Source organism: Caballeronia sp. A2-2 (assembly GCF_057612605.2).
In genome coordinates, this window is sequence record NZ_CM172587.1 from 900,458 (window position 1) to 921,089 (window position 20,632).

General features: G+C 61.1%; 20 protein-coding genes and 1 other RNA gene. 16 read left to right on the forward strand and 5 right to left on the reverse strand.

Annotation, left to right across the window (positions count from 1 at the left end):
• The first annotated feature begins 87 nt into the window (after positions 1–87).
• On the forward strand, positions 88–1,974 hold the full coding sequence (locus tag ACZCWR_RS04330) for an ABCB family ABC transporter ATP-binding protein/permease (protein WP_487302495.1): 1,887 nt from the start codon (positions 88–90) through the stop codon (positions 1,972–1,974).
• Between the two features lie 2 nt (positions 1,975–1,976).
• Here the strand turns inward: ACZCWR_RS04330 and ACZCWR_RS04335 are convergent, their stop codons facing one another.
• A complete protein-coding gene (locus ACZCWR_RS04335) occupies positions 1,977–3,365 on the reverse strand; it encodes an MFS transporter (RefSeq protein ID WP_487302496.1) in 1,389 nt (462 codons plus the stop codon).
• A gap of 323 nt (positions 3,366–3,688) precedes the next feature.
• Here ACZCWR_RS04335 and ACZCWR_RS04340 point away from each other — a divergent pair, with 323 nt between their 5' ends.
• From ACZCWR_RS04340 to ACZCWR_RS04365, 6 genes are all read left to right on the forward strand, one after another.
• On the forward strand, positions 3,689–4,660 hold the full coding sequence (locus ACZCWR_RS04340) for a LysR family transcriptional regulator (protein ID WP_487302497.1): 972 nt from the start codon (positions 3,689–3,691) through the stop codon (positions 4,658–4,660).
• A gap of 108 nt (positions 4,661–4,768) precedes the next feature.
• Entirely contained in the window at positions 4,769–6,079 is a 1,311-nt protein-coding gene (locus ACZCWR_RS04345) for a Glu/Leu/Phe/Val family dehydrogenase (protein WP_487302498.1), read from the forward strand.
• A gap of 305 nt (positions 6,080–6,384) precedes the next feature.
• Positions 6,385–7,281 (forward strand): glutamate/aspartate ABC transporter substrate-binding protein, encoded by an 897-nt coding sequence (locus tag ACZCWR_RS04350; protein WP_487302499.1) that lies wholly within the window; start codon positions 6,385–6,387, stop codon positions 7,279–7,281.
• A 68-nt stretch (positions 7,282–7,349) separates the two neighbouring features.
• Complete coding sequence (locus ACZCWR_RS04355) at positions 7,350–8,090, forward strand: amino acid ABC transporter permease (protein WP_487302500.1); 741 nt, start codon at positions 7,350–7,352, stop codon at positions 8,088–8,090.
• The gene (gltK, locus tag ACZCWR_RS04360; RefSeq protein WP_487303241.1) at positions 8,090–8,767 is read left to right on the forward strand and encodes a glutamate/aspartate ABC transporter permease GltK; all 678 of its coding nucleotides are present in this window, start codon (positions 8,090–8,092) and stop codon (positions 8,765–8,767) included. The genes ACZCWR_RS04355 and gltK overlap by 1 nt, the downstream gene beginning before the upstream one ends.
• On the forward strand, positions 8,764–9,489 hold the full coding sequence (locus ACZCWR_RS04365; RefSeq protein ID WP_487302501.1) for an amino acid ABC transporter ATP-binding protein: 726 nt from the start codon (positions 8,764–8,766) through the stop codon (positions 9,487–9,489). Before gltK ends, ACZCWR_RS04365 begins: the two co-directional genes overlap by 4 nt.
• Positions 9,490–9,553: 64 nt before the next feature.
• Here ACZCWR_RS04365 and ACZCWR_RS04370 read toward each other — a convergent pair whose 3' ends face one another.
• Complete coding sequence (locus tag ACZCWR_RS04370; protein WP_487302502.1) at positions 9,554–10,303, reverse strand: hypothetical protein; 750 nt, start codon at positions 10,301–10,303, stop codon at positions 9,554–9,556.
• 147 nt (positions 10,304–10,450) lie between these two features.
• A complete protein-coding gene (locus ACZCWR_RS04375) occupies positions 10,451–11,353 on the reverse strand; it encodes a class II glutamine amidotransferase (protein WP_487302503.1) in 903 nt (300 codons plus the stop codon).
• Positions 11,354–11,607: 254 nt separating this feature from the next.
• Between ACZCWR_RS04375 and pyrC the strand changes: the two genes are divergently transcribed.
• From pyrC to rnpB, 3 genes are all read left to right on the forward strand, one after another.
• A complete protein-coding gene (gene pyrC / locus ACZCWR_RS04380) occupies positions 11,608–12,675 on the forward strand; it encodes a dihydroorotase (RefSeq protein ID WP_487303242.1) in 1,068 nt (355 codons plus the stop codon).
• Positions 12,672–13,469: a DUF3025 domain-containing protein gene (locus tag ACZCWR_RS04385; protein WP_487302504.1), complete on the forward strand. Its 798-nt coding sequence runs from the start codon at positions 12,672–12,674 to the stop codon at positions 13,467–13,469. The genes pyrC and ACZCWR_RS04385 overlap by 4 nt, the downstream gene beginning before the upstream one ends.
• 12 nt (positions 13,470–13,481) lie before the next feature.
• An RNA gene (gene rnpB, locus ACZCWR_RS04390) (RNase P RNA component class A) lies at positions 13,482–13,893 on the forward strand.
• A gap of 62 nt (positions 13,894–13,955) precedes the next feature.
• On the opposite strand, the gene ACZCWR_RS04395 is transcribed toward rnpB, so the two are convergent.
• The gene (locus tag ACZCWR_RS04395; protein WP_487302505.1) at positions 13,956–14,375 is read right to left on the reverse strand and encodes an OsmC family protein; all 420 of its coding nucleotides are present in this window, start codon (positions 14,373–14,375) and stop codon (positions 13,956–13,958) included.
• A 595-nt stretch (positions 14,376–14,970) separates the two neighbouring features.
• Between ACZCWR_RS04395 and rplM the strand changes: the two genes are divergently transcribed.
• The 3 genes from rplM to erpA all read left to right on the forward strand — a co-directional run bounded on the left by rplM (position 14,971) and on the right by erpA (position 16,378).
• A complete protein-coding gene (rplM, locus tag ACZCWR_RS04400) occupies positions 14,971–15,399 on the forward strand; it encodes a 50S ribosomal protein L13 (RefSeq protein WP_487302506.1) in 429 nt (142 codons plus the stop codon).
• Between the two features lie 9 nt (positions 15,400–15,408).
• The gene (rpsI, locus tag ACZCWR_RS04405) at positions 15,409–15,801 is read left to right on the forward strand and encodes a 30S ribosomal protein S9 (RefSeq protein WP_061117817.1); all 393 of its coding nucleotides are present in this window, start codon (positions 15,409–15,411) and stop codon (positions 15,799–15,801) included.
• A gap of 211 nt (positions 15,802–16,012) precedes the next feature.
• Entirely contained in the window at positions 16,013–16,378 is a 366-nt protein-coding gene (gene erpA, locus ACZCWR_RS04410; RefSeq protein WP_487302507.1) for an iron-sulfur cluster insertion protein ErpA, read from the forward strand.
• 68 nt (positions 16,379–16,446) lie between these two features.
• On the opposite strand, the gene ACZCWR_RS04415 is transcribed toward erpA, so the two are convergent.
• Positions 16,447–17,637: an anhydro-N-acetylmuramic acid kinase gene (locus tag ACZCWR_RS04415; protein WP_487302508.1), complete on the reverse strand. Its 1,191-nt coding sequence runs from the start codon at positions 17,635–17,637 to the stop codon at positions 16,447–16,449.
• A 247-nt stretch (positions 17,638–17,884) separates the two neighbouring features.
• On the opposite strand from ACZCWR_RS04415, the gene tyrS reads away from it, so the two are divergent.
• From tyrS to ACZCWR_RS04430, 3 genes are read left to right on the forward strand one after another with little or no spacing between them, the layout of a single operon-like run.
• A complete protein-coding gene (tyrS, locus tag ACZCWR_RS04420; protein ID WP_487302509.1) occupies positions 17,885–19,132 on the forward strand; it encodes a tyrosine--tRNA ligase in 1,248 nt (415 codons plus the stop codon).
• Positions 19,129–19,587, forward strand: coding sequence for a D-aminoacyl-tRNA deacylase (gene dtd / locus ACZCWR_RS04425; RefSeq protein WP_487302510.1), 459 nt, complete (start codon positions 19,129–19,131; stop codon positions 19,585–19,587). The genes tyrS and dtd overlap by 4 nt, the downstream gene beginning before the upstream one ends.
• On the forward strand, positions 19,584–20,234 hold the full coding sequence (locus ACZCWR_RS04430; RefSeq protein WP_487302511.1) for a histidine phosphatase family protein: 651 nt from the start codon (positions 19,584–19,586) through the stop codon (positions 20,232–20,234). Before dtd ends, ACZCWR_RS04430 begins: the two co-directional genes overlap by 4 nt.
• The last annotated feature ends 398 nt before the right edge of the window (positions 20,235–20,632 follow it).

Consider the following 20,632-nt stretch of genomic DNA (forward strand, 5'->3'; position numbering starts at 1 on the left):
GCCCGACGTGCATCCCTGATCGCCGATAAAGGCACCCCACGCCGCGCCCGAACCCGCTCGCGCGACGCACCATAACGAACGAACACAATGCGCCGCACCCCCAACCGCGAACCCGGCCTGCCGTCGCAGGGCCCGCGCAACGACTGGCAGACGATCCGCTCGCTGCTGCCTTACCTCACGACCTATAAATGGCGCGTCGCGCTGGCGCTCACGTGCCTGATCGGCGCGAAGGTCGCGAACCTCGGCGTGCCGATCGTGATGAAGCATATCGTCGATGGTTTGTCGTCCGTGAAGCATCTCACCGCGCTCGGACGCGCGCAGGATTCGCCGGGCATCGTGCTGATCGGCGGTATCGGCTTGCTGGTGATTGCTTATGCGGGCGCGCGGTTGTCCACGTCGCTGTTCACGGAACTGCGCGAACTGCTGTTCGCCAAGGTGACGGAAAGCGCGGTCCGGCAACTCGCGCTCAGGGTGTTTCGCCATCTGCATTCGCTGTCGCTGCGCTTTCATCTGGAGCGGCAGACGGGCGGCATGTCGCGCGATATCGAACGCGGCACGCGCGGCATTCAGCAACTCGTGTCGTATTCGCTCTACAGCATCTTGCCGACGCTGGTGGAAGTCGGCCTCGTGATGGCGTTCTTCGTCACGAAGTACGAAGCGTATTACGCCATCGTCACGGGCATCGCGCTAGTTTCTTATATCGTGTTCACCGTGAAGCTGACGGAATGGCGAACACATTTTCGCCGCACGATGAACGATCTCGATTCGAAGGCGAACTCGCGCGCGATCGATTCGCTCCTTAACTACGAGACGGTCAAGTACTTCGGCAACGAGGAGTGGGAAGCGCGCCGCTACGACGAGAACTTGCGACGCTACCGAACCGCGGCGATCAAGTCGCAGCGTTCGCTGTCGGTGCTGAACTTCGGACAGCAGACGATCATCGGCACGGGCCTCGTCTTCATTCTGTGGCGCGCGACGCAGGGCGTGATGGCCGGACGCCTGACGCTGGGCGACCTCGTGCTCATCAACACGTTCATGCTGCAACTGTACATTCCGCTGAATTTTCTCGGCGTGGTGTATCGCGAGCTCAAGCAGGCGCTGACCGACATGGACCGCATGTTCACGCTGCTTGCGGCGGGACGTGAAGTACCGGACGCGCCGGATGCGCCGCCGCTCGCGGTCGCAGGCGGCGCGGTGCGTTTCGAGCATGTGAGCTTTGCGTACGAGGCGGCGCGGCCGATCCTGCACGACATCGACTTCACGATTCCTGCTGGCACGACGACGGCTGTGGTGGGACATAGCGGCTCCGGTAAATCCACGCTGGGACGACTGTTGTTTCGCTTCTACGATCTCGACCGCGCAGCCACGGGGCGCATCCTGATCGACGGGCAGGATATCCGCGACGTGACGCAGGATACGTTGCGCGCGGCCATCGGCATCGTTCCCCAGGACACAGTGCTGTTCAACGATTCGATCTACTACAACATCGCTTACGGGCGTCCTTCGGCGAGTCGCGAGGAAGTCATCGCGGCGGCGCGCGCGGCGCACATTCACGACTTCATCGAGACGCTGCCCGCTGGTTATGAGACGCCGGTCGGCGAACGCGGCCTCAAGCTGTCGGGCGGCGAGAAGCAACGTGTCGCCATCGCGCGAACCTTGCTCAAGGATCCGCCGATCCTTATCCTCGACGAAGCCACGTCCGCGCTCGATTCGAAGTCCGAACGCGCCATCCAGCGCGAACTGGATTCGATCGCCCGCGAGCGCACCACGCTGATCATTGCGCACCGCTTGTCCACCGTCGTGCATGCGCAGCAGATCATCGTGATGGATCACGGACGCATCGTGGAGCGCGGCACGCACGCGGAATTGCTGCGTGCCGATGGTCTCTTCGCGCAGATGTGGGCGCTTCAACAGCAGAAGGCGAGCGATGCACCTGCGCAACCCGAGCGCGATCCTTTGACGCTGGGCGAATAGCATCACTCCATCGCGTGCGCGCCGCCGAGCGCGACACCTTCATGCGCGTGCGTGGACGTCGCCGCCCAGCGCATCCACTGTCCGCGCAGCACGAACAACGCGCCGAACGCGCACGTCGCGAGCACGCCGAACGTGGCGAAGCCCATCTGATAACTGCCGGTGCTTTCCTTGGCGATGCCCATGATCACCGGCAGATAAAACCCGCCGATGCCGCCTGCCGCACCGACGATCCCCGACAGCAAACCGGTCTTGCCCTTCCAGCGATGCGGCACGAGCTGGAACGTCGAACCGTTGCCCAGCCCGAACGCGATATACAGGCAGATCAAAATCGTCACGCCGCCCGAGAGCGGCGGCATCCAGATCGCGAAGGTGAAGTCGCCTGCGGCGATCACGGCCAGCAGCACGAGCAGCGAACGCACGCCTGTCACGCGGTCCGCCACGTAACCGCCGAAGGGCCGCACGATCGCGCCGAGAAACGCCAGCAGCGACATGAACAGGCCCGCTTCGAGCTTGGGCATCTGATAGAGCGAAGTGAGCAGCAACGTCACGTAAGAAGACATGCCGACGAACCCGCCGAACGTGATGCTGTAGATCAACATGATGACCCACGTATCGCGCTCGCCGAGCACCGGGCGATAGCGTCGCGGCAGCACTGCTATCGCGATCAGCGCGCCGATCACCGGCAACAACAGCACGCCGGTCTTGCCCGAGCCGAACACGCCGCCGCTCACCATCAACACGAGCGCGACGAGGCTCACGAGTGTCGTCGCGAAGCTAGCGAGCGCGCGTGGCGTGCTGCCGGTTTTTTCGCCCGCATCCGATGCCCACGCGTAGAGCGCGGCAGCCGTGATCGCGAGCAGCGGCAGGGCGGCGGCCGTGGCCAGCTTCCAGCCGAAGGCATCGGCGAGATGCGGAAAGAGGAAACCATCGAGCACCGCGCCGATGTTGCCCGCCGCCGCCAGTCCGAGCACGAGGCCCTGAACCTTCGGCGGATAGTTGCTGCCCGCCATCGGCAGCGCGACGGCGAAACTCGCGCCGCCCATGCCGAGGAACACGCCGAGCACGAGCAGCGTCGCATACGAAGGCACGCCGGGAATCAACGGCAGCACGATCGACGGAATCGACGAAAGCACGACGCCCATGAGCGCCACGCGGCGGCCATCGGTGGATTGATAGAGATTGCCGAGCGTCACGCGCAGGATCGCGGCGGCGAGCACGGGCACCGCCACGAGGAAGCCTTGCTGCGCGGCGGACATATGCACGTCGCGTCCGATGAACGGCGCCAGCGGTCCGTACAGCACCCAGACGGTGAAGCCCGTATCGAAGTACAGGAAACAGGCGAGCAGCGAACGCCAGTTACCGCTCTTGAGCGATGCAATCAGATTGGACATCGGGTTTTCCGGATAGATGCGTGGAGTGCGTGAGCTTGATGGCTTGCGCGCTCGCGTCGGCCCGGAAAATTGCAAGCATCATGCCAAAGCGATGCATGTTTGCGCTTTGAATGACCGCAGACTCAACACTGGCGCGGGATTCGGGAAACGAGGCAACGCGCCAAAACGCGCGTGAACAAAACGGATAACAGCACCGCGTCCGTGCGCGGTCGCTTGCGAATGGTGCGTCGCGCCTGATGGCGGTTCATCGTCCGCCGATGGTGCATGTCCCGATAAAATGCGAGCTTCGCCGATCGTACGGACGCCGTAGCGCGTATGTCCTCATGGAATCAAAGTGGCTCGAAGACTTCGTTTCGCTCGCGGAGACGCGCAGCTTCAGCCGTTCCGCCGGGCTGCGTCATATCACGCAGCCCGCGTTCTCGCGACGCATTCAGGCGCTCGAAGCGTGGCTCGGCACGGAACTGATCGACCGCTCCGTTTATCCGACGAAGCTCACGCAAGCAGGCGAAGTCTTCTACGAACAAGCGCTCGCCATGCTCTCGCAGTTCCACGAGGCGCGAACGCTGTTGCGCAGTCAGGCGGGCGTCGAGGCTGCGACGATCGAATTCGCGGTGCCGCACACGTTGTCGCTCACGTACTTTCCGCGTTGGCTCGAACATATCGAGGCGCGGCTCGGACGCATCCGCACAAGATTGCGCGCACTCAACGTTCACGATGCCGTGCTCTCGCTCGTCGAAGGCGGCTGCGATCTCGTGATGGGTTATCACCATCCGAGTCATCCGGTCGCGCTCGATCCCGCACGCTACGACATGCTGACACTCGGCAGCGAACCGATCAGTCCGTTCTCGGCGGTGACCAAAGGCGGCCGTGCGCGTTATACGTTGCCTGCAAGCAGCGAATCGCCGGTGCCGTATCTCTCGTACACGCCGAATGCGTATCTCGGGCGCATGACGGAGGTCATCATCGCGACATCGCCGGTAAGGTTGTATCTCGACAAGGTATATGAGACCGACATGGCCGAAGGACTCAAGGCGATGGCGCTCGCAGGCCACGGCGTCGCCTTCCTGCCGCACAGCGCGGTGGAAGATGCCGTGGACGAAGGGCGGCTCATTCGCCTCGATCGCGGAACGCGCGGCACGCCCGCCGGTCAGTTCACCTTGACGATGGAAATCCGCCTCTATCGCGACAAGTTGGCAGCAGTTGGCGACGAACCCCGCCAAGCCTTGATGCGCGCGCTATGGGATGCAGTCGGCGAAGAATTGCAAAAGACCGCCTCCGAAACGCCCGCCACATAAGCCTTTCAAACGTTATGCACAAAACGCATGACGGGATAAAAAAGCGGCATTGGATTTGCGCACGGCGTTTTTCGACAATGGGCGCATTCCTTCAACGCCGGAGCATCGATGTCCTCTTCGAAGTCGGATGCGCATTCGATCAATGCGCAGTCCATCCCGTCGTATCTCAATGCCGACGATCTCGGTCCCTGGGGCAACTACCTCAAGCAGGTCGATCGCGTCGCCCCGTATCTCGGTTCTCTCTCCCGCTGGCTCGAAACTCTCAAGCGTCCGAAGCGCATTCTCATCGTCGATTGTCCGATCGAACTGGATAACGGCACGGTCGCGCATTTCGAAGGCTATCGCGTGCAGCACAACACCTCGCGCGGTCCCGGCAAGGGCGGCGTGCGTTATCACCAGGACGTGACGCTTTCGGAAGTCATGGCGCTGTCCGCGTGGATGTCTGTCAAGAACGCGGCAGTGAACGTGCCTTACGGCGGCGCGAAGGGCGGTATTCGTGTCGATCCGCGCACGCTCTCGCGCGGCGAACTCGAACGTCTGACGCGGCGTTATACGAGCGAGATCGGCATCATCATCGGGCCGAACACGGACATTCCCGCGCCCGACGTGAACACCAACGAACAGATCATGGCGTGGATGATGGACACCTACTCCATGAACCAAGGCCAGACCGCGACCGGCGTGGTGACCGGCAAGCCGATCTCGCTGGGCGGCTCGCTCGGTCGCAAGGAAGCGACGGGACGCGGCGTGTTCGTCGCGGGCTCGGAAGCGGCGCGGCGCATCGGCATGGAGATCGAAGGTGCGCGTATCGCGGTGCAGGGCTTCGGCAATGTGGGCGGCATCGCGGCGAAGCTGTTTCAGGAAGCGGGCGCGCGCGTGATCGCCGTGCAGGATCACACCGGCAGCATTCATCACTCGAAGGGCGTCGATACCGTCGCGCTGCTCGAACACGTGGCGCAGACCGGCGGCGTCGGCGGCTTCGCGGGCGCGGACCCGGTTTCGCAGGACGAGTTCTGGATGATCGAAAGCGACATCCTGATCCCGGCGGCGCTGGAAAATCAGATCACCGAAAAGAACGCGTCGAAGATCCGCACGAAGATCGTCGTGGAAGGCGCGAACGGTCCGACCACGACCGCGGCGGATGACATCCTGCACGACAAGGGCATCCTCGTGATTCCCGATGTGATCGCGAATGCGGGCGGCGTGACGGTGTCGTACTTCGAATGGGTGCAGGATTTCTCCAGCTTCTTCTGGACCGAAGACGAGATCAACCAGCGTCTCGAACGCGTGATGCGCGAAGCCTTCGCGGGCGTCTGGCAAGTCGCGAGCGAGCAGCAGGTGTCGGTGCGCACGGCGGCGTTTATCGTCGCGTGCACGCGGATTCTGCAGGCGCGCGAGATGCGCGGTCTCTATCCGTGATCGCATGAACGTGGCGCGTGGTGTCACCGTTGCAACCGGCAACGACATCGCGCATGCCACAGTCAAAAAAAGCGCGGGCGACATTCTTCGGAATGTTGTCCGCGCTTTTTTATGAAAGCCTCAAAACTCAAGTAACATGCGCCCCTGCAACACACGGGGCAGGCTTCGAAGCAAGGATATCGACGGATGACGGCGGGTTGCACCCGACCCGTCTCGAAAATAAGACGACGTGGGTTAACAATCATTCTTTCAGAAAGATTACCCTGCTAAACTTGCCCGGCTTTTCGCCATAGGAGATCGACAAAATGAAGGTTAAGAAGGCTGCGCTGCTGCTCGCCGCGCTTGGAGTTTTCGCCACGACGGGCGCCTACGCTCAGGACGCCGGCACGCTTAAAAAAATCAAGGACACGGGTGTGATCTCGCTGGGGCATCGCGAATCGTCCATTCCGTTTTCCTACTATGACGACAAGCAGAATGTCGTCGGCTACTCGCACGAATTCGCGCTCAAGGTCGTGGATGCCGTCAAGCAGAAGCTGAACATGCCGGACCTGAAGGTGAAGCTCACGCCGATCACCTCGCAGAACCGCATTCCGCTCGTGCAGAACGGCACGGTGGATATCGAGTGCGGCTCGACCACGAACAACGCGGAACGCCAGCAGCAAGTGTCCTTCTCCAACACGATCTTCGTGATCGGCACGCGCCTCATGACCAAGAAGGATTCGGGCGTGAAGGACTGGGCCGACCTGAAGGGCAAGACGGTGGTGACGACCGCGGGCACCACGTCCGAGCGCCTGCTTCGCAAGATGAATCAGGACAAGAACATGGGCATGAACATCATCAGCGCGAAGGATCACGGCGAGTCGTTCCTGACGCTCTCGACCGGCCGCGCGGTCGCGTTCATGATGGATGACGCTTTGCTCGCAGGCGAGCGCGCCAAGTCCAACACGCCGAACGATTTCGTGATCGTCGGCGAGCCGCAATCGCATGAAGCGTACGGCTGCATGATCCGCAAGAACGATCCCGAGTTCAAGAAGGTGGTGGATGACGCCATCGCCAAGGTCGAAACCTCGGGCGATGCCGACAAGATCTACAAGAAGTGGTTCGAAAGCCCGATTCCGCCGAAGGGCCTCAACCTCAACTTCCCGGAAAGCGATGACATGAAGGCGCTCTTCAAGAGCCCGAACGACAAGGCTATCGACTAACCGGTTCGAGCATCGAACGAACGAAACGGAAGGAGCTTGCTTCTTCCGTTTCTTTTTGGAGTGAGTCCATGTCTTACCACTGGAACTGGGGCGTATTGCTGAGTCCGGTTTCGACCGGCGAGCCGACGACCTATCTCGGCTGGCTGATCTCGGGTTTCTGGGTGACCATTACCGTGTCGCTCGCGGCGTGGGTGATCGCGCTCGTGGTCGGCTCGCTGTTCGGCATTCTGCGCACGGTCCCGAATCGCACGCTGGCGGCCATCGGCACCGTGTATGTCGCGATCTTCCGCAATATTCCGCTGATCGTGCAGTTCTTCGTCTGGTATCTGGTGATACCGGAGTTGCTGCCCGTCTCGATGGGCAACTGGTTCAAGCAACTGCCGCCGAGCGCGCAGTTCTTCTCGTCGTCGATCATCTGTCTCGGGCTGTTCACCGGCGCGCGTGTGTGCGAACAGGTGCGCTCGGGCATCAACGCGTTGCCGCGCGGACAGCGCAACGCGGGCCTCGCAATGGGCTTCACGCAATGGCAGACGTATCGCTATGTGCTGATGCCGGTGGCGTACCGCATCATCGTGCCGCCGCTCACGTCGGAATTCCTCAACGTGTTCAAGAACTCGGCGGTGGCATCGACCATCGGCTTGCTCGATTTGTCGGCGCAGGCGCGTCAATTGGTCGATTACACCGCGCAGACGTATGAGTCGTTCATCGCGGTGACGGTGGCTTACATGCTCATCAACCTCGTGGTCATGCTGTTGATGCGCTGGGTCGAAGCGCGCACGCGGCTGCCCGGCTATATCGGAGGCAAATGATGCATGAGTTCAACTGGAGCGGCATTATCGGCGCGCTACCGACGCTGTGGACCGGCGCCATCATCACCTTGCAGATCACGGTGCTGGCCATTGTGGTCGGGATCGCGCTCGGCACGGTGATCGCGCTGTTGCGTCTGTCGGGCGTCAAGCCGCTGCAATGGTTCGCGAACATCTACGTGACCGTGTTCCGCTCGATTCCGCTCGTGATGGTGCTGCTGTGGTTCTTCCTGATCGTGCCGCAGTTGTTGCAGAACGTGCTGGGACTGTCGGCGGATATCGATATTCGTCTGGCGTCGGCCATGGTCGCCTTCTCGCTTTTTGAAGCCGCATACTATTCGGAAATCATCCGCGCGGGCATTCAGGCGGTGGCGCGCGGTCAGGTGAACGCGGCGTTCGCGCTCGGCATGACCTACGGCCAGGCGATGAAGCTCGTCGTGCTGCCGCAGGCGTTCCGCGCGATGGTGCCGCTGCTGCTCACGCAGGCGATCGTGTTGTTTCAGGATACGTCGCTGGTCTACGTGATCAGTCTCGCGGACTTCTTCCGCACGGCGACCAACATCGGCGATCGCGACGGCACGACCGTCGAGATGGTCCTGTTCGCGGGCGCGTGCTATTTCGTGATCTGCGTGGTGGCGTCGGCCCTCGTCAAAAGTCTTCAGAAAAAGGTCGCAAGATGATCTCTATCAAGAATGTTTCCAAGTGGTACGGGCAGTTTCAGGTGTTGACCGATTGCACGACCGAAGTGAAGAAGGGCGAAGTCGTCGTGGTGTGCGGTCCGTCGGGTTCGGGCAAGTCGACGCTCATCAAGACCGTGAACGGTCTGGAGCCGTTCCAGAAGGGCGAAATCTCCATCAACGGCGAATCGCTGATGGACAAGAAAACCAACCTCTCGAAGCTGCGTTCGAAGGTCGGCATGGTGTTCCAGCATTTCGAGCTGTTTCCGCATTTGACGATCACGCAGAATCTGACGCTCGCGCAGATCAAGGTGCTCGGCCGTTCCAGCGATGAAGCGACGCAGAAGGGCATGAAGCTGCTGGATCGCGTGGGCTTGCGCGCGCACGCCGACAAGTTTCCGGGCCAGTTGTCGGGCGGTCAGCAGCAGCGCGTGGCGATTGCGCGTGCGTTGTCGATGGACCCCATCGCCATGTTGTTCGATGAACCCACCTCCGCGCTCGATCCCGAGATGATCAACGAAGTGCTCGACGTGATGGTGGAACTCGCGCAGGAAGGCATGACCATGATGTGCGTGACGCACGAAATGGGGTTCGCGAAGAAAGTGGCGAACCGCGTGATCTTCATGGACAAGGGTTTGATCGTGGAAGACGACCAGAAGGAAGCGTTCTTCGCGAATCCGAAGTCGGATCGGGCGAAGGATTTTCTGGCGAAGATTCTGCATTGATCAGACCGGCGTCGTTCAGCCGATCCGCGCGCGCCTGGAGTTCTGCCAGGCGCGCGTTTTTTTGTCATTCGATGGCCCAGGGTCTCAAGGGCGCGCGATAGGCTTTTTCGGTCAATGCGTTGCCTTCCGTGAAAAGGCGCTCGGTCGGCGATGAAGCGTTGCCACCCAACCGGTAACGGACCGTGTAGCGGCCGGTGCCGGCGAAGCAGCCGATGCCGTGCCGCTCTATGATCCGCTGCAAAAAGCGCCGGTCGCCGCCCCAGCCAGACAGCCAGAAATGCGCCGTGTCGAGCAGAAAATCCGTGCGAAAGAAGTAGCAACTCGTATCGATCAACGGCACGCCCAACGATCCGCGATACAGTCCAAGACTGTGGCAATCGTCCCGGCAAATGAACGTTCCGTTCTTGCGATGGATGTTGCGTAACGCGAAAACCATCTGATAAGGATCGTTCGCGCGCGATTCGAGCTTCTCGATGCACGACGCGACGTGATCGGCTCGCAGCCAGTTGTCCTGATCGAGGAACATCGCGTAATCGTTGTTGACGAGGAAGCCGGCCGCGCACAACACGCGATGGCCGAACCAGTGGGTGCCTTGTGAAGGCGGAAGACGCTTCGTGCGGCTCGCGCCCGTGTTGAACGGGAGCGTCAGCGTGTGAACGCGAGAGTCGGGAGGTAGGTTCAAGGGCCGGGCGAAATGCGCACCGTCGAAAATAACGAGAACGTCTGTGGGCTGCGTCTGATCGAGAACTGATTGGATGGCGAATTCGAGTTCCGGCGCCCCGGTTGTGGGGATGATGACAATCGCGGGGTTCATGCGTCCTTGCTTTGGGATTCTTGTGGATGATGCGAGCGGCGCTCAGCGCGCTCGATGTCGCCAACATCCATCACGCGGCGAATTCCAGAGCAAAGGGATAGTGAGTGAAATCAGAGACGGCTTCGCGTCGAATATTGCGCGCGCATTCTACTCGATGCCCAATTCACTTTCCATCGCCGCCGTCGTCCGAATCGGCTCGATGCTCAGCGCCGAACCCACGCAAGCCTTCGCCAGCGGTTCCGCCGCTTTCTTCGCCACTTCCTCAGGCACCGGCACATTCAGCGTGCGCGTGAGCGCGCCCTTCTGGAACATCGCGAGATCGCCGGGCGCGAAGCGCGTCCAGATTTCATCGTCGGTGAGCGGCGAGGTGGCGATCACCGCGACGCGATCTTCCGGCGTCGTGTACTTGGCGAAATCGATCGACATATCGGCATCGATCAGATGCGCGGTCGAGAACGGCCAGCTACGCACGAGGTAGTACAAATGCGTCGAGCAATGCGAGAACAGCGCTTGCCCGTTCGACATCAGAAAATTAAAGACGCCGTGTTGCGTGATGTCGCCGGTCAGTTCGGCGAGCGTCTCGAACAGTTCGTCGAGCGGCGGCTGCGAGCACGGAAACTTGCGGCGCAAGCCTTGCAGCAGCGCGCAGAACGCAAGTTCGCTATCCGTGTTGCCGACCGGCTGATAGACGCCGTTGAGATTCGGCCCGTAACCCTTCAGATCGCCGTTGTGCGCGAAAATCCAGTGCCGCCCCCACAGTTCGCGCATGAACGGATGGCAGTTTTCGAGCAGGATGTGCCCCTGCGTCGCCTTGCGAATATGCGCGATGGTGTTCTTCGATTTGATCGGATAGCGCTTGACCATCTCCGCGAGCGGCGAACTGGCCGACGACTGATGATCGATGAACAATCGGCACGCCTTGTCCTCGAAGAACGCGATACCCCAGCCGTCCGCGTGGTGATCCGTCACGCCGCCGCGCGCCGCGAACCCGGTGAACGAGAACGTCACGTCGGTCGGTTCAGCGCAATTCATTCCGAGAAGCTGGCACATTATGCGATTCAGGGCGGCCTTGGCTGCCAGTAAAGGCCGCCTTTGAGCGGGCAGCCGGGTTGTTACAATACGTACCAGAAGAATATCACCGTGGCAAAACCGACAAAATCGATCGGCGTCGCGCGCGAGCGGGCGTTGTCAATTTTCAACGGCGATTCTTGCCCTTTCTTTAGCGTTTTCAGCGTGTCGCGCTGTCATGGCGTGGCGAGCTTGCAGAACGCCTTCGATACCACGTCCTTGCCCACATGACCGCCATGTCCGCTTCCGCATCGTCCGCATCGTCCAACTCGATCACCCTCGCGCGTCCCGACGACTGGCATCTGCACGTGCGCGACGGCGCCACGCTCGCCGCCGTTCTGCCGCATACCGCGCGCCAGTTCGGCCGCGCGATCATCATGCCGAACCTCAAGCCGCCGGTCACGACGACCGAACTGGCGCGCGCGTATCGCGAACGCATTCTCGCGGCGCTGCCGACCGGTTCGCGTTTCGAGCCGTTGATGACGCTCTATCTCACCGACAACACGCCGCCGGATGAGATTCGCCGGGCGCGGGAAAGCGGCTTCGTGCATGGCGTGAAGCTGTATCCGGCGGGCGCGACGACCAATTCCGACGCGGGCGTGACCGATCTCGCCAAGTGCGCGAAGACCATCGAGGCGATGCAGGAAACCGGCATGCCGCTCCTGATTCACGGCGAAGTGACGGACGGCGACATCGATGTGTTCGACCGCGAGAAGGTGTTCATCGACCGCGTGATGACGCCGTTGCGCCGCGATTTTCCGGCGCTTAAAGTGGTCTTCGAGCACATCACGACGAAGGATGCGGCGGATTACGTGAACGAAGCGTCCGGCGCGATTGGGGCAACGATCACGGCGCATCATCTGCTGTTCAACCGCAATGCGATGCTTGTCGGCGGCATTCGTCCGCATTACTACTGCTTGCCGATCATCAAGCGGGAGACGCATCGTCAGGCGCTGGTCGCGGCGGCTACGTCGGGTAATCCGCGATTCTTTCTGGGCACGGACAGCGCGCCGCATCCGAAGGGTTTGAAGGAGCACGCGTGCGGTTGCGCGGGTTGCTACACGGCGCTGCACGCGCTCGAACTGTATGCGGAAGCGTTCGACAAGGCCGGCGCGCTGGACAAGCTGGAAGGGTTCGCAAGCTTTCATGGCGCGGATTTCTACGGCTTGCCGCGTAGTGCTGAGACGGTCACGCTCGAACGCGCATCGTGGACGTTGCCCGATGAACTCAGCGCGGGCGATGCGCAGATCGTTCCGTTGCGCGGCGGTGAAGCGATCGGCTGGAAGTTTGTCGACGGGCAGTGAGTTTTGATGACATCGACTGGTCGCGGGCGTGGCTCGCGCCGGTCGCCGCGCGCGGCAAGCGCTGGCAAGCGGCGGCGCGTGACGGTTACCTCGCGGCACTGAACGCCGATGCACGCGCCGCTTCGCTGACGACAGGACGCGGCAAGCCGCTCGGCTTCATCGCGCAGGACGAGTTGCCCGACGGCGCGTCCTACGAAGCCCACATCGCGCAAACCGGCCACGTTCCGACGCGCCACAATCTCCACGATTTCTTTAACGGCCTGATGTGGTTTGCGCATCCGCGCATCAAGGCTGCGCTCAACGCACGGCAGGCAGCGCAGATCGATGCGCTCGGCATTGGTCCGACGCGCGGGCGCATCCGCGATAACCTCACGCTCTTCGACGAAAACGCCGTGCTGTTCGCCTGCGCCGACCCGTCTCTCGCCGACGCGCTGCGCCGCTTCGACTGGCGCGCCCTGTTCATCGACGCCCGCTCAGCGTGGGGCACGCGCTGCGAGGCACGCATCTTCGGCCACGCGCTGCTGGAAAAACTCGTCGCGCCGTACAAGGCGTGCACGGGCCACGCGTGGATCGTGGACGTTCCCATCACCTATTTTTCCCTCGACGATGCCGCCCGCCGCGCCCTGCTCGACGAACGCGTATCGGCGCGCATTCTGTCCGAGCCGCTCGATGGCCGGATCTTCGCGCCGCTGCCGGTGCTCGGCGTGCCGGGCTGGTGGGACGCCAACGCATCGCCCGATTTTTACGACGATGCCGCCGTGTTCCGCGCCGGCCGCCGCGCCCCGCGATGCTAGAATCGATGCCGCAAAGCAGGCCAGGCAATCGCGGCTTCGTCGACATGTGCGGCGAGGGCGAGGAAAGTCCGGACTCCACAGGGCAGGGTGATGGCTAACGGCCATCCGTGGCGACACGCGGAACAGGGCAACAGAAAGCAAACCGCCGATGGCTTCGGGCGCAAGCCGGAAGATCAGGTAAGGGTGAAACGGTGCGGTAAGAGCGCACCGCGGACGTCGCGAGACGCACCGGCACGGTAACCTCCACCCGGAGCAATTCCAAATAGGCAGGCAAGCATCTTCGCGATGCAGGACGGTGCCCCCGTTCGTCTGCGGGTAGGAAGCTCGAGCGCGTCAGCAATGGCGCGCCTAGAGGAATGATTGCCACGCGCGCCGGCTTCGGCGGGCGCGTGCACAGAATCCGGCTTATCGGCCCGCTTTGTCATCGTATGAGCGCAAAGAGCCGGTGTCGCATGACGACACCGGCTCTTTTTTTTGCCGCAGCGTTCAGACTTCTACGATGTCGAACGAATGCGTGAGTTCCGCCGTCTTCGCCAGCATGATCGACGCCGAGCAGTACTTGTCGTGCGACAGGTTGATCGCGCGCTCGACCGTCGCCGGGTTCAGATTCTTGCCGGTGACAGTGAAATGGAAGTGGATCTTGGTAAAGACTTTCGGATCTTCGCTCGCGCGATCCGCCTTGAGCGTGACCGAGCAATCCTTAATTTCCTGACGGCTTTTCTTCAGGATCATCACGACGTCGTAGGCGGTGCAGCCGCCGGTGCCGAGCAACACCATTTCCATCGGGCGCGGCGCGAGATTGCGGCCGCCGCCTTCAGGCGCGCCATCCATATTGACGAGGTGACCGCTTCCGGTTTCGGCGGCGAAGGCCATGCCTTCTCCCATCCAGCTCACTTTGCATTCCATGCTCGGACTCCAGCCAATTTGCGCGTTATTTCGAGGACTTCATTGTAGCGGCTCGACGTTATGAGGTCGCGCCGCGTTTGGGCATTCACTGGTTGACGTGCCAACGAATATCCTCACCCGAATGACGAAAAGCGATGCGTTCATCGCGCGGAGAACGCGTTTTCAAATTTCAAGATAAGGATAAGCCGTTGTTTCACAAGGGGATGATCAAGCTAAGGCATTCCTTATCATCATTCCACATTATGAATTCACTTTTCGTCATGTAGTTTTCTCTTGCTCCGCAGCATGAACGTGCCTATACTCGGTTCTGTCTCCTCCACCTCCTCCTTTGGTGGATTAAGCCCGAGCCGCGCAAGCGCCGGGCTTTTTTTCGTCTGTGCCTCGCCGACGATGCTTTCCGCCGCACGCCAGCGGATTTCTCCTAAGTCTTTGACCCTGCGTATCATTTCCCGCTATAATCCAAAGTTCTCTTCGTCCTACGCCCGCGAAGAGGGGTCCGCGAGAGCGTGCACGGCGCCAATCAGCGCTTCATAAGCACGACCGAGCAAGGCCGAACGAAGCACAGTTCAGGGCAAGTCAAATTTTTGGATCGATCATGAAGACATTTTCCGCAAAAGCCGAAGAGGTGACGCGCGAATGGTACGTGATTGACGCGACGGATAAGGTTCTCGGCCGTGTCGCCAGCGAAGTGGCACGCCGTCTTCGCGGCAAACACAAGCCTGAATTTACTCCGCACGTCGATACTGGTGATTTCATCATCATCATCAACGCCGGCAAGCTGAAGGTCACGGGCAACAAGGTCACGGACAAGAAGTACTACCGTCACTCGGGCTACCCGGGCGGCATCTACGAAACCACGTTCGGCAAGATGCAAGAGCGCTTCCCGGGCCGTGCGCTCGAGAAGGCTGTCAAGGGCATGCTTCCGAAGGGCCCGCTCGGTTACGCGATGATCAAGAAGCTCAAGGTCTACGCAGAAGCCACGCATCCGCATTCGGCGCAACAGCCGAAGGCGCTCGAGATCTAAGGAGCCCACATGATCGGTAATTGGAATTACGGCACGGGCCGCCGCAAGAGCGCCGTCGCACGTGTCTTCATCAAGTCGGGCAAGGGCGATATCGTCGTCAACGGCAAGCCCATCGCCGACTATTTCTCGCGCGAAACGTCGCTGATGATCGTGCGTCAACCCCTGGAACTCACGAACCACGGCACCACGTTCGACATCAAGGTCAACGTGTCGGGCGGCGGTGAAACGGGTCAGGCAGGCGCGGTTCGCCACGGCATCACGCGTGCGCTGATGGACTACGACGCAACGCTCAAGTCGCAACTGTCGAACGCAGGCTTCGTTACCCGCGACGCGCGTGAAGTGGAACGTAAGAAGGTCGGTTTCCACAAGGCACGCCGCAGGAAGCAATTCTCGAAGCGTTAAGCGCTTCGGGTTTCGCGGACGGCTGGTTTCATCGGTCGAATCGCGAAGCTGCTGCAGAAGCCGCCCGCACGCGTGTGCCGGCGGCTTTTTCATTTGCGTGCCGCGCCGGAATCAGTCGAACTTGCATACAGCCCATTGATTTCATGGACATTCGGCACGATATTGAGATCAGCCCTACAATAGCGGTTAGAAGCTTAATTGGAGAGTTCGAATGAGCGCTGTCAGCGACACCCCCACGACCGAAATGCCCTTGCCGTTCGTCTTCACGGATGCAGCCGCAGACAAGGTCAAGCAGTTGATCGACGAAGAAGGCAATCCGGATCTGAAGCTGCGTGTGTTCGTGCAGGGCGGCGGATGTTCCGGCTTTCAGTACGGCTTCACCTTCGATGAAGAAACGAACGAAGACGACACCGTGATGGAAAAGAGCGGCGTTCATCTGCTGATCGACTCGATGAGCTATCAGTATCTGGTCGGCGCGGAGATCGACTATAAGGACGATCTCAACGGCGCGCAGTTCGTCATCAAGAACCCGAATGCCACGACCACGTGCGGTTGCGGTTCGTCGTTCTCGGTCTGAACGCGGTTTTCAGCAGTATGTCGAAACGGAGCCTCGCGGCTCCGTTTTGCGTTTACGGCGTGCTCAACTCAGTGAGGATAGATCGCGCCCAAGACGCGATCGCCTGCCGCGCCCGTCACGGCTGCGAGATTGCCCGGCTCGCGCGCCACGCAGCGCATGGCGAGCCAAGCAAAGGCAAACGCTTCCACCTGCTGCGGCGGCACGCCGAGCGCTTCGGTGGTCATCACCGGAACGCCTGAGACGCCGCTTTGTTCGAGCGCCTGCTGAAGCATGTTGAGCAGAACAGGATTGCGCGCGCCGCCGCCGCACACATAGACCGCGCGCGAATCGGACGCGTGACGTTCGATTTCACGGGCGACGGTGGTCGCGGTGAGGGCTGTGAGCGTCGCTTGCACGTCTTCGGACGCGAGGTTCGGGAAGGCCGCGAGTTTTGCGTCCATCCATTCGGGGTTGAACAGGTCGCGGCCCGTGCTTTTGGGCGGCGCGAGTTCGAAGAACGGCTCGTCGAGCAGCGCGTTCAGAAGCGGCTGGTTCACGCGGCCACGCGCGGCGAACTGGCCGCCGTCATCGTAAGCGCGCTGAAGGTGGCGAAACGCCCATTCGTCGATCAGCGCGTTGGCCGGGCCGCAATCGAAGCCGCGCACCGCGCCGCTTGCCGAGAGAATCGTGATATTGCTGATGCCGCCGAGATTGCAGACCACGCGCGTTTCGTTGCGCTTGCCGAACATGACCGAATGGAATGCCGGCACGAGCGGCGCGCCCTGACCGCCCGCGGCGACATCGCGGCTGCGGAAGTCGGCGATGACATCGACATTGGTCATTTCCGCGAGCATCGCGGGATTGTTGATCTGCCGCGTGTAACCCTTTTCGGGCCGATGCCGCACCGTCTGCCCATGCACGCCGATCGCGCGAATCTTCGCTGCCGAGCAGCCGCTGACGCTTTGCAATTCGTGGCAGCACACCGCATAACGCGTGGCGAGCGCATTGGCGGCGAGCGCCTCGCGTTCCAGTTCGTTCTCGCCAGGCGCCTGAAGCGCGAACAAGGCATCGCGCAAGCCTTTCGAAAACGACACGTGCGCCTCGCCGAGCACCACGGGCGGCTTGCCCGTCGCGAACTGCACGGCGACGCCATCCACGCCGTCCATGCTGGTGCCGGACATCAAACCGAAGTACACGCCGTCCGCCTTGCCGGTTTCGATGACCTCGATTTTCTTCGCCACGGCGCGCTCCTGAATATTGCGGGTTATTGCGGGTTTCATCAGCCTCGATTATCCGCGCATCGGGCCGAATCGTTAAGATGGGCCGATGCCTTCGGCCCGCGCCACGACGCGAAACGGCACGCGAACGCGTGTCATCGCGTAAAATCCTGAGCCTGAACAAGCCATTGCGCGCGTTTTCCGCGCGTTTTCGCCAGCGTTCACGCAGTCCATCGAGCGCCGTCGAGCGCTATCGCGAGCGGCGCGCACGCCGCCGTCATCGAACCCTTTGACTTCACAAGCCGCAAGCATGACCACAGATTCCAGGACATCGTCCGCGCAGACTTTCCCGATCACCGACGAGGTGAAAAACGCCCTCGCCATCACCAAACGCGGCTGCGACGAACTGCTGATCGAAGAAGAATTCGCGCAGAAGCTCGCGCGCAGCGCCGCGACCGGCAAGCCGTTGCGCATCAAGCTCGGTCTCGATCCGACCGCGCCGGACATCCATATCGGCCATACGGTCGTGCTGAACAAGATGCGCCAGTTGCAGGACCTCGGGCATCAGGTCATTTTCCTGATTGGCGATTTCACCTCGCTGATCGGCGATCCGTCCGGCCGCAACGCCACGCGCCCGCCGCTCACGCGCGAGCAGATCGAAATGAACGCGAAGACGTATTTCGAACAGGCCGCGCTGGTGCTGGATCGTGACAAGACCGAGATTCGCTACAACAGCGAATGGTCGATGCCGCTCGGCGCCGACGGCATGATCAAGCTCGCCTCGCGCTACACGGTCGCGCGCATTCTGGAGCGTGAAGATTTCACCAAGCGTTTTCAGGGCGGCGTGCCCATTTCGATCCACGAATTCCTTTATCCGTTGATGCAGGGTTACGACTCCGTCGCGCTGAACGCGGACCTCGAACTCGGCGGCACGGATCAGAAGTTCAACCTGCTCGTCGGCCGCGAATTGCAGAAGCAATACGGCCAGGAACAGCAATGCATCTTGACGATGCCGCTGCTCGAAGGGCTGGACGGCGTCGAGAAGATGTCGAAATCGAAGCACAACTACATCGGCATCAGCGAGAAGCCGACGGACATGTTCGGCAAGCTCATGAGTATTTCGGACACGCTCATGTGGCGTTATTTCGAACTGCTGTCTTTCCGGCCGATGAGCGAAATTGAAGGCTACAAGCGCGAGATCGAAGGCGGACGCAATCCGCGCGATTTCAAGGTGATGCTGGCGCAGGAAATCGTCACGCGTTTTCATTCGCAGGCCGAAGCGGAACGCGCGCTCGAAGACTTCAACCATCGCGCGAAAGGCGGCGTGCCGGACGAAATTCCTTCGGTCACGCTGGCGGGTGCGCCGCTTGCCATCGGACAGTTGCTCAAGCAGGCGGGACTTGTTCCTTCGACAAGCGAAGCGCTGCGCAATATCGAGCAGGGCGGCGTGAAAATCGATGGCGCGACCGTCTCCGACAAGGGCCTGAAGATCGAAGCGGGCGAGTTCGTCGTGCAGGTCGGCAAGCGCCGCTTCGCACGCGTCACGCTGACGGCATGATCGCGCTGATTCAGCGCGTCCGGCGCGCGGAGGTGCGCGTCGGCGACCGTATCACCGGTGCGATCGATGCCGGTCTGCTCGGGCTGGTCTGCGCCGAACGCGGCGACAACGAAGCCGCCGCCGACAAGTTGCTCGCGAAGATGCTGGCCTATCGCGTGTTCAGCGATGCTGCCGGCAAGATGAATCTCTCCGTGCAGAACATGGATGGCGTGGGCCGCGCGGGCGGCGTGCTGCTGGTGTCGCAGTTCACGCTGGCGGCCGATACATCGAGCGGGCTGCGTCCGAGTTTCACGCCCGCCGCGCCGCCCGAGGAAGGCCGGCGTTTGTTCGATTACTTCGTCGAGCGGGCGCACGCGGCGCATTCCATCGTCGAGACGGGCGAGTTCGGCGCGGACATGCAGGTGTCGCTCGTCAATGACGGGCCCGTTACTTTCTGGCTTCAGGTGCGTCCATGACGACTCAGGTTCTGTTCATCCGCCACGGCGAAACCGACTGGAACCGCATCAAGCGGATTCAAGGGCATATCGACATTCCGCTGTCCACGCATGGCGTTTTGCAGGCCGAACAGCTTGGTGAGCGGCTCGCGCGCGAAGGGCGCATCGATGCGGTTTATTCGAGCGATCTGCAACGCGCGCGGCAAACGGCAAAGCCTTTTGCTGATGCGCTTGGGTTGGATGTGCGTTTGACCGAGGGCTTGCGTGAGCGTTTTTATGGCGCGTTTCAAGGCCACGACAGCGACGAGATCAACGAGAAATATCCCGCCGAGTATGTCGAATGGCAGACGCGCGATCCGGGTTTCGCGCCGCCGGGGGATGGGGAATCGCAGCGGGTGTTTTATCACCGCGTCGTGCATGCGATGGAGCCGATCATCGCGGCGCATCCGGGCGGACGTGTTGCGGTTGTGGCGCATGGCGGCGTGCTCGACTGTATCTATCGGTTTGCGATGAAGTTGCCGTTGCAGACTCCGCGCGATTGGCCTTTGCTCAATTGCAGCGTGAATGTGGTTGATTATGAAGCGGGGGTGGCGAAGGTGGTTTCGTGGGGTGATGTGTCACATCTCGCGACAGATACGGATGATGATGATTTGCGAAAGAAGACATGAATTTGTGTAATTCTTTTGCGATACGGCTTTGCTAAATCGACCAGTTCGCAAAGCTTTAGCCATTCGGCAGATTAACGCGAACGATCAGCCTGCAAAATATAAAAGAGTCAAGCCCGAACAGGTAAAGCCGCTCCCATAATTGATCGAGCCTGCCGCTCCCCTGTTCGCGCAATCTCAGGCTTGCCACGCCACACCAGCGCCTAGAAAAGCGCATTCGATTTATCCATCTCAAATCTTTTCGAACCGGCGCGCCGTCCAGGCGACAAGTCACGCCTATCGAAATGGCATGCCTAACGATTATTTTTTAATCAAAAGTGATGCATAAAGTAATGTGTGATCGATAGTTCATCTCTCTCCATTGACGTTCTTATTCCTCGTCAGAATAATGTCGCCTCGTC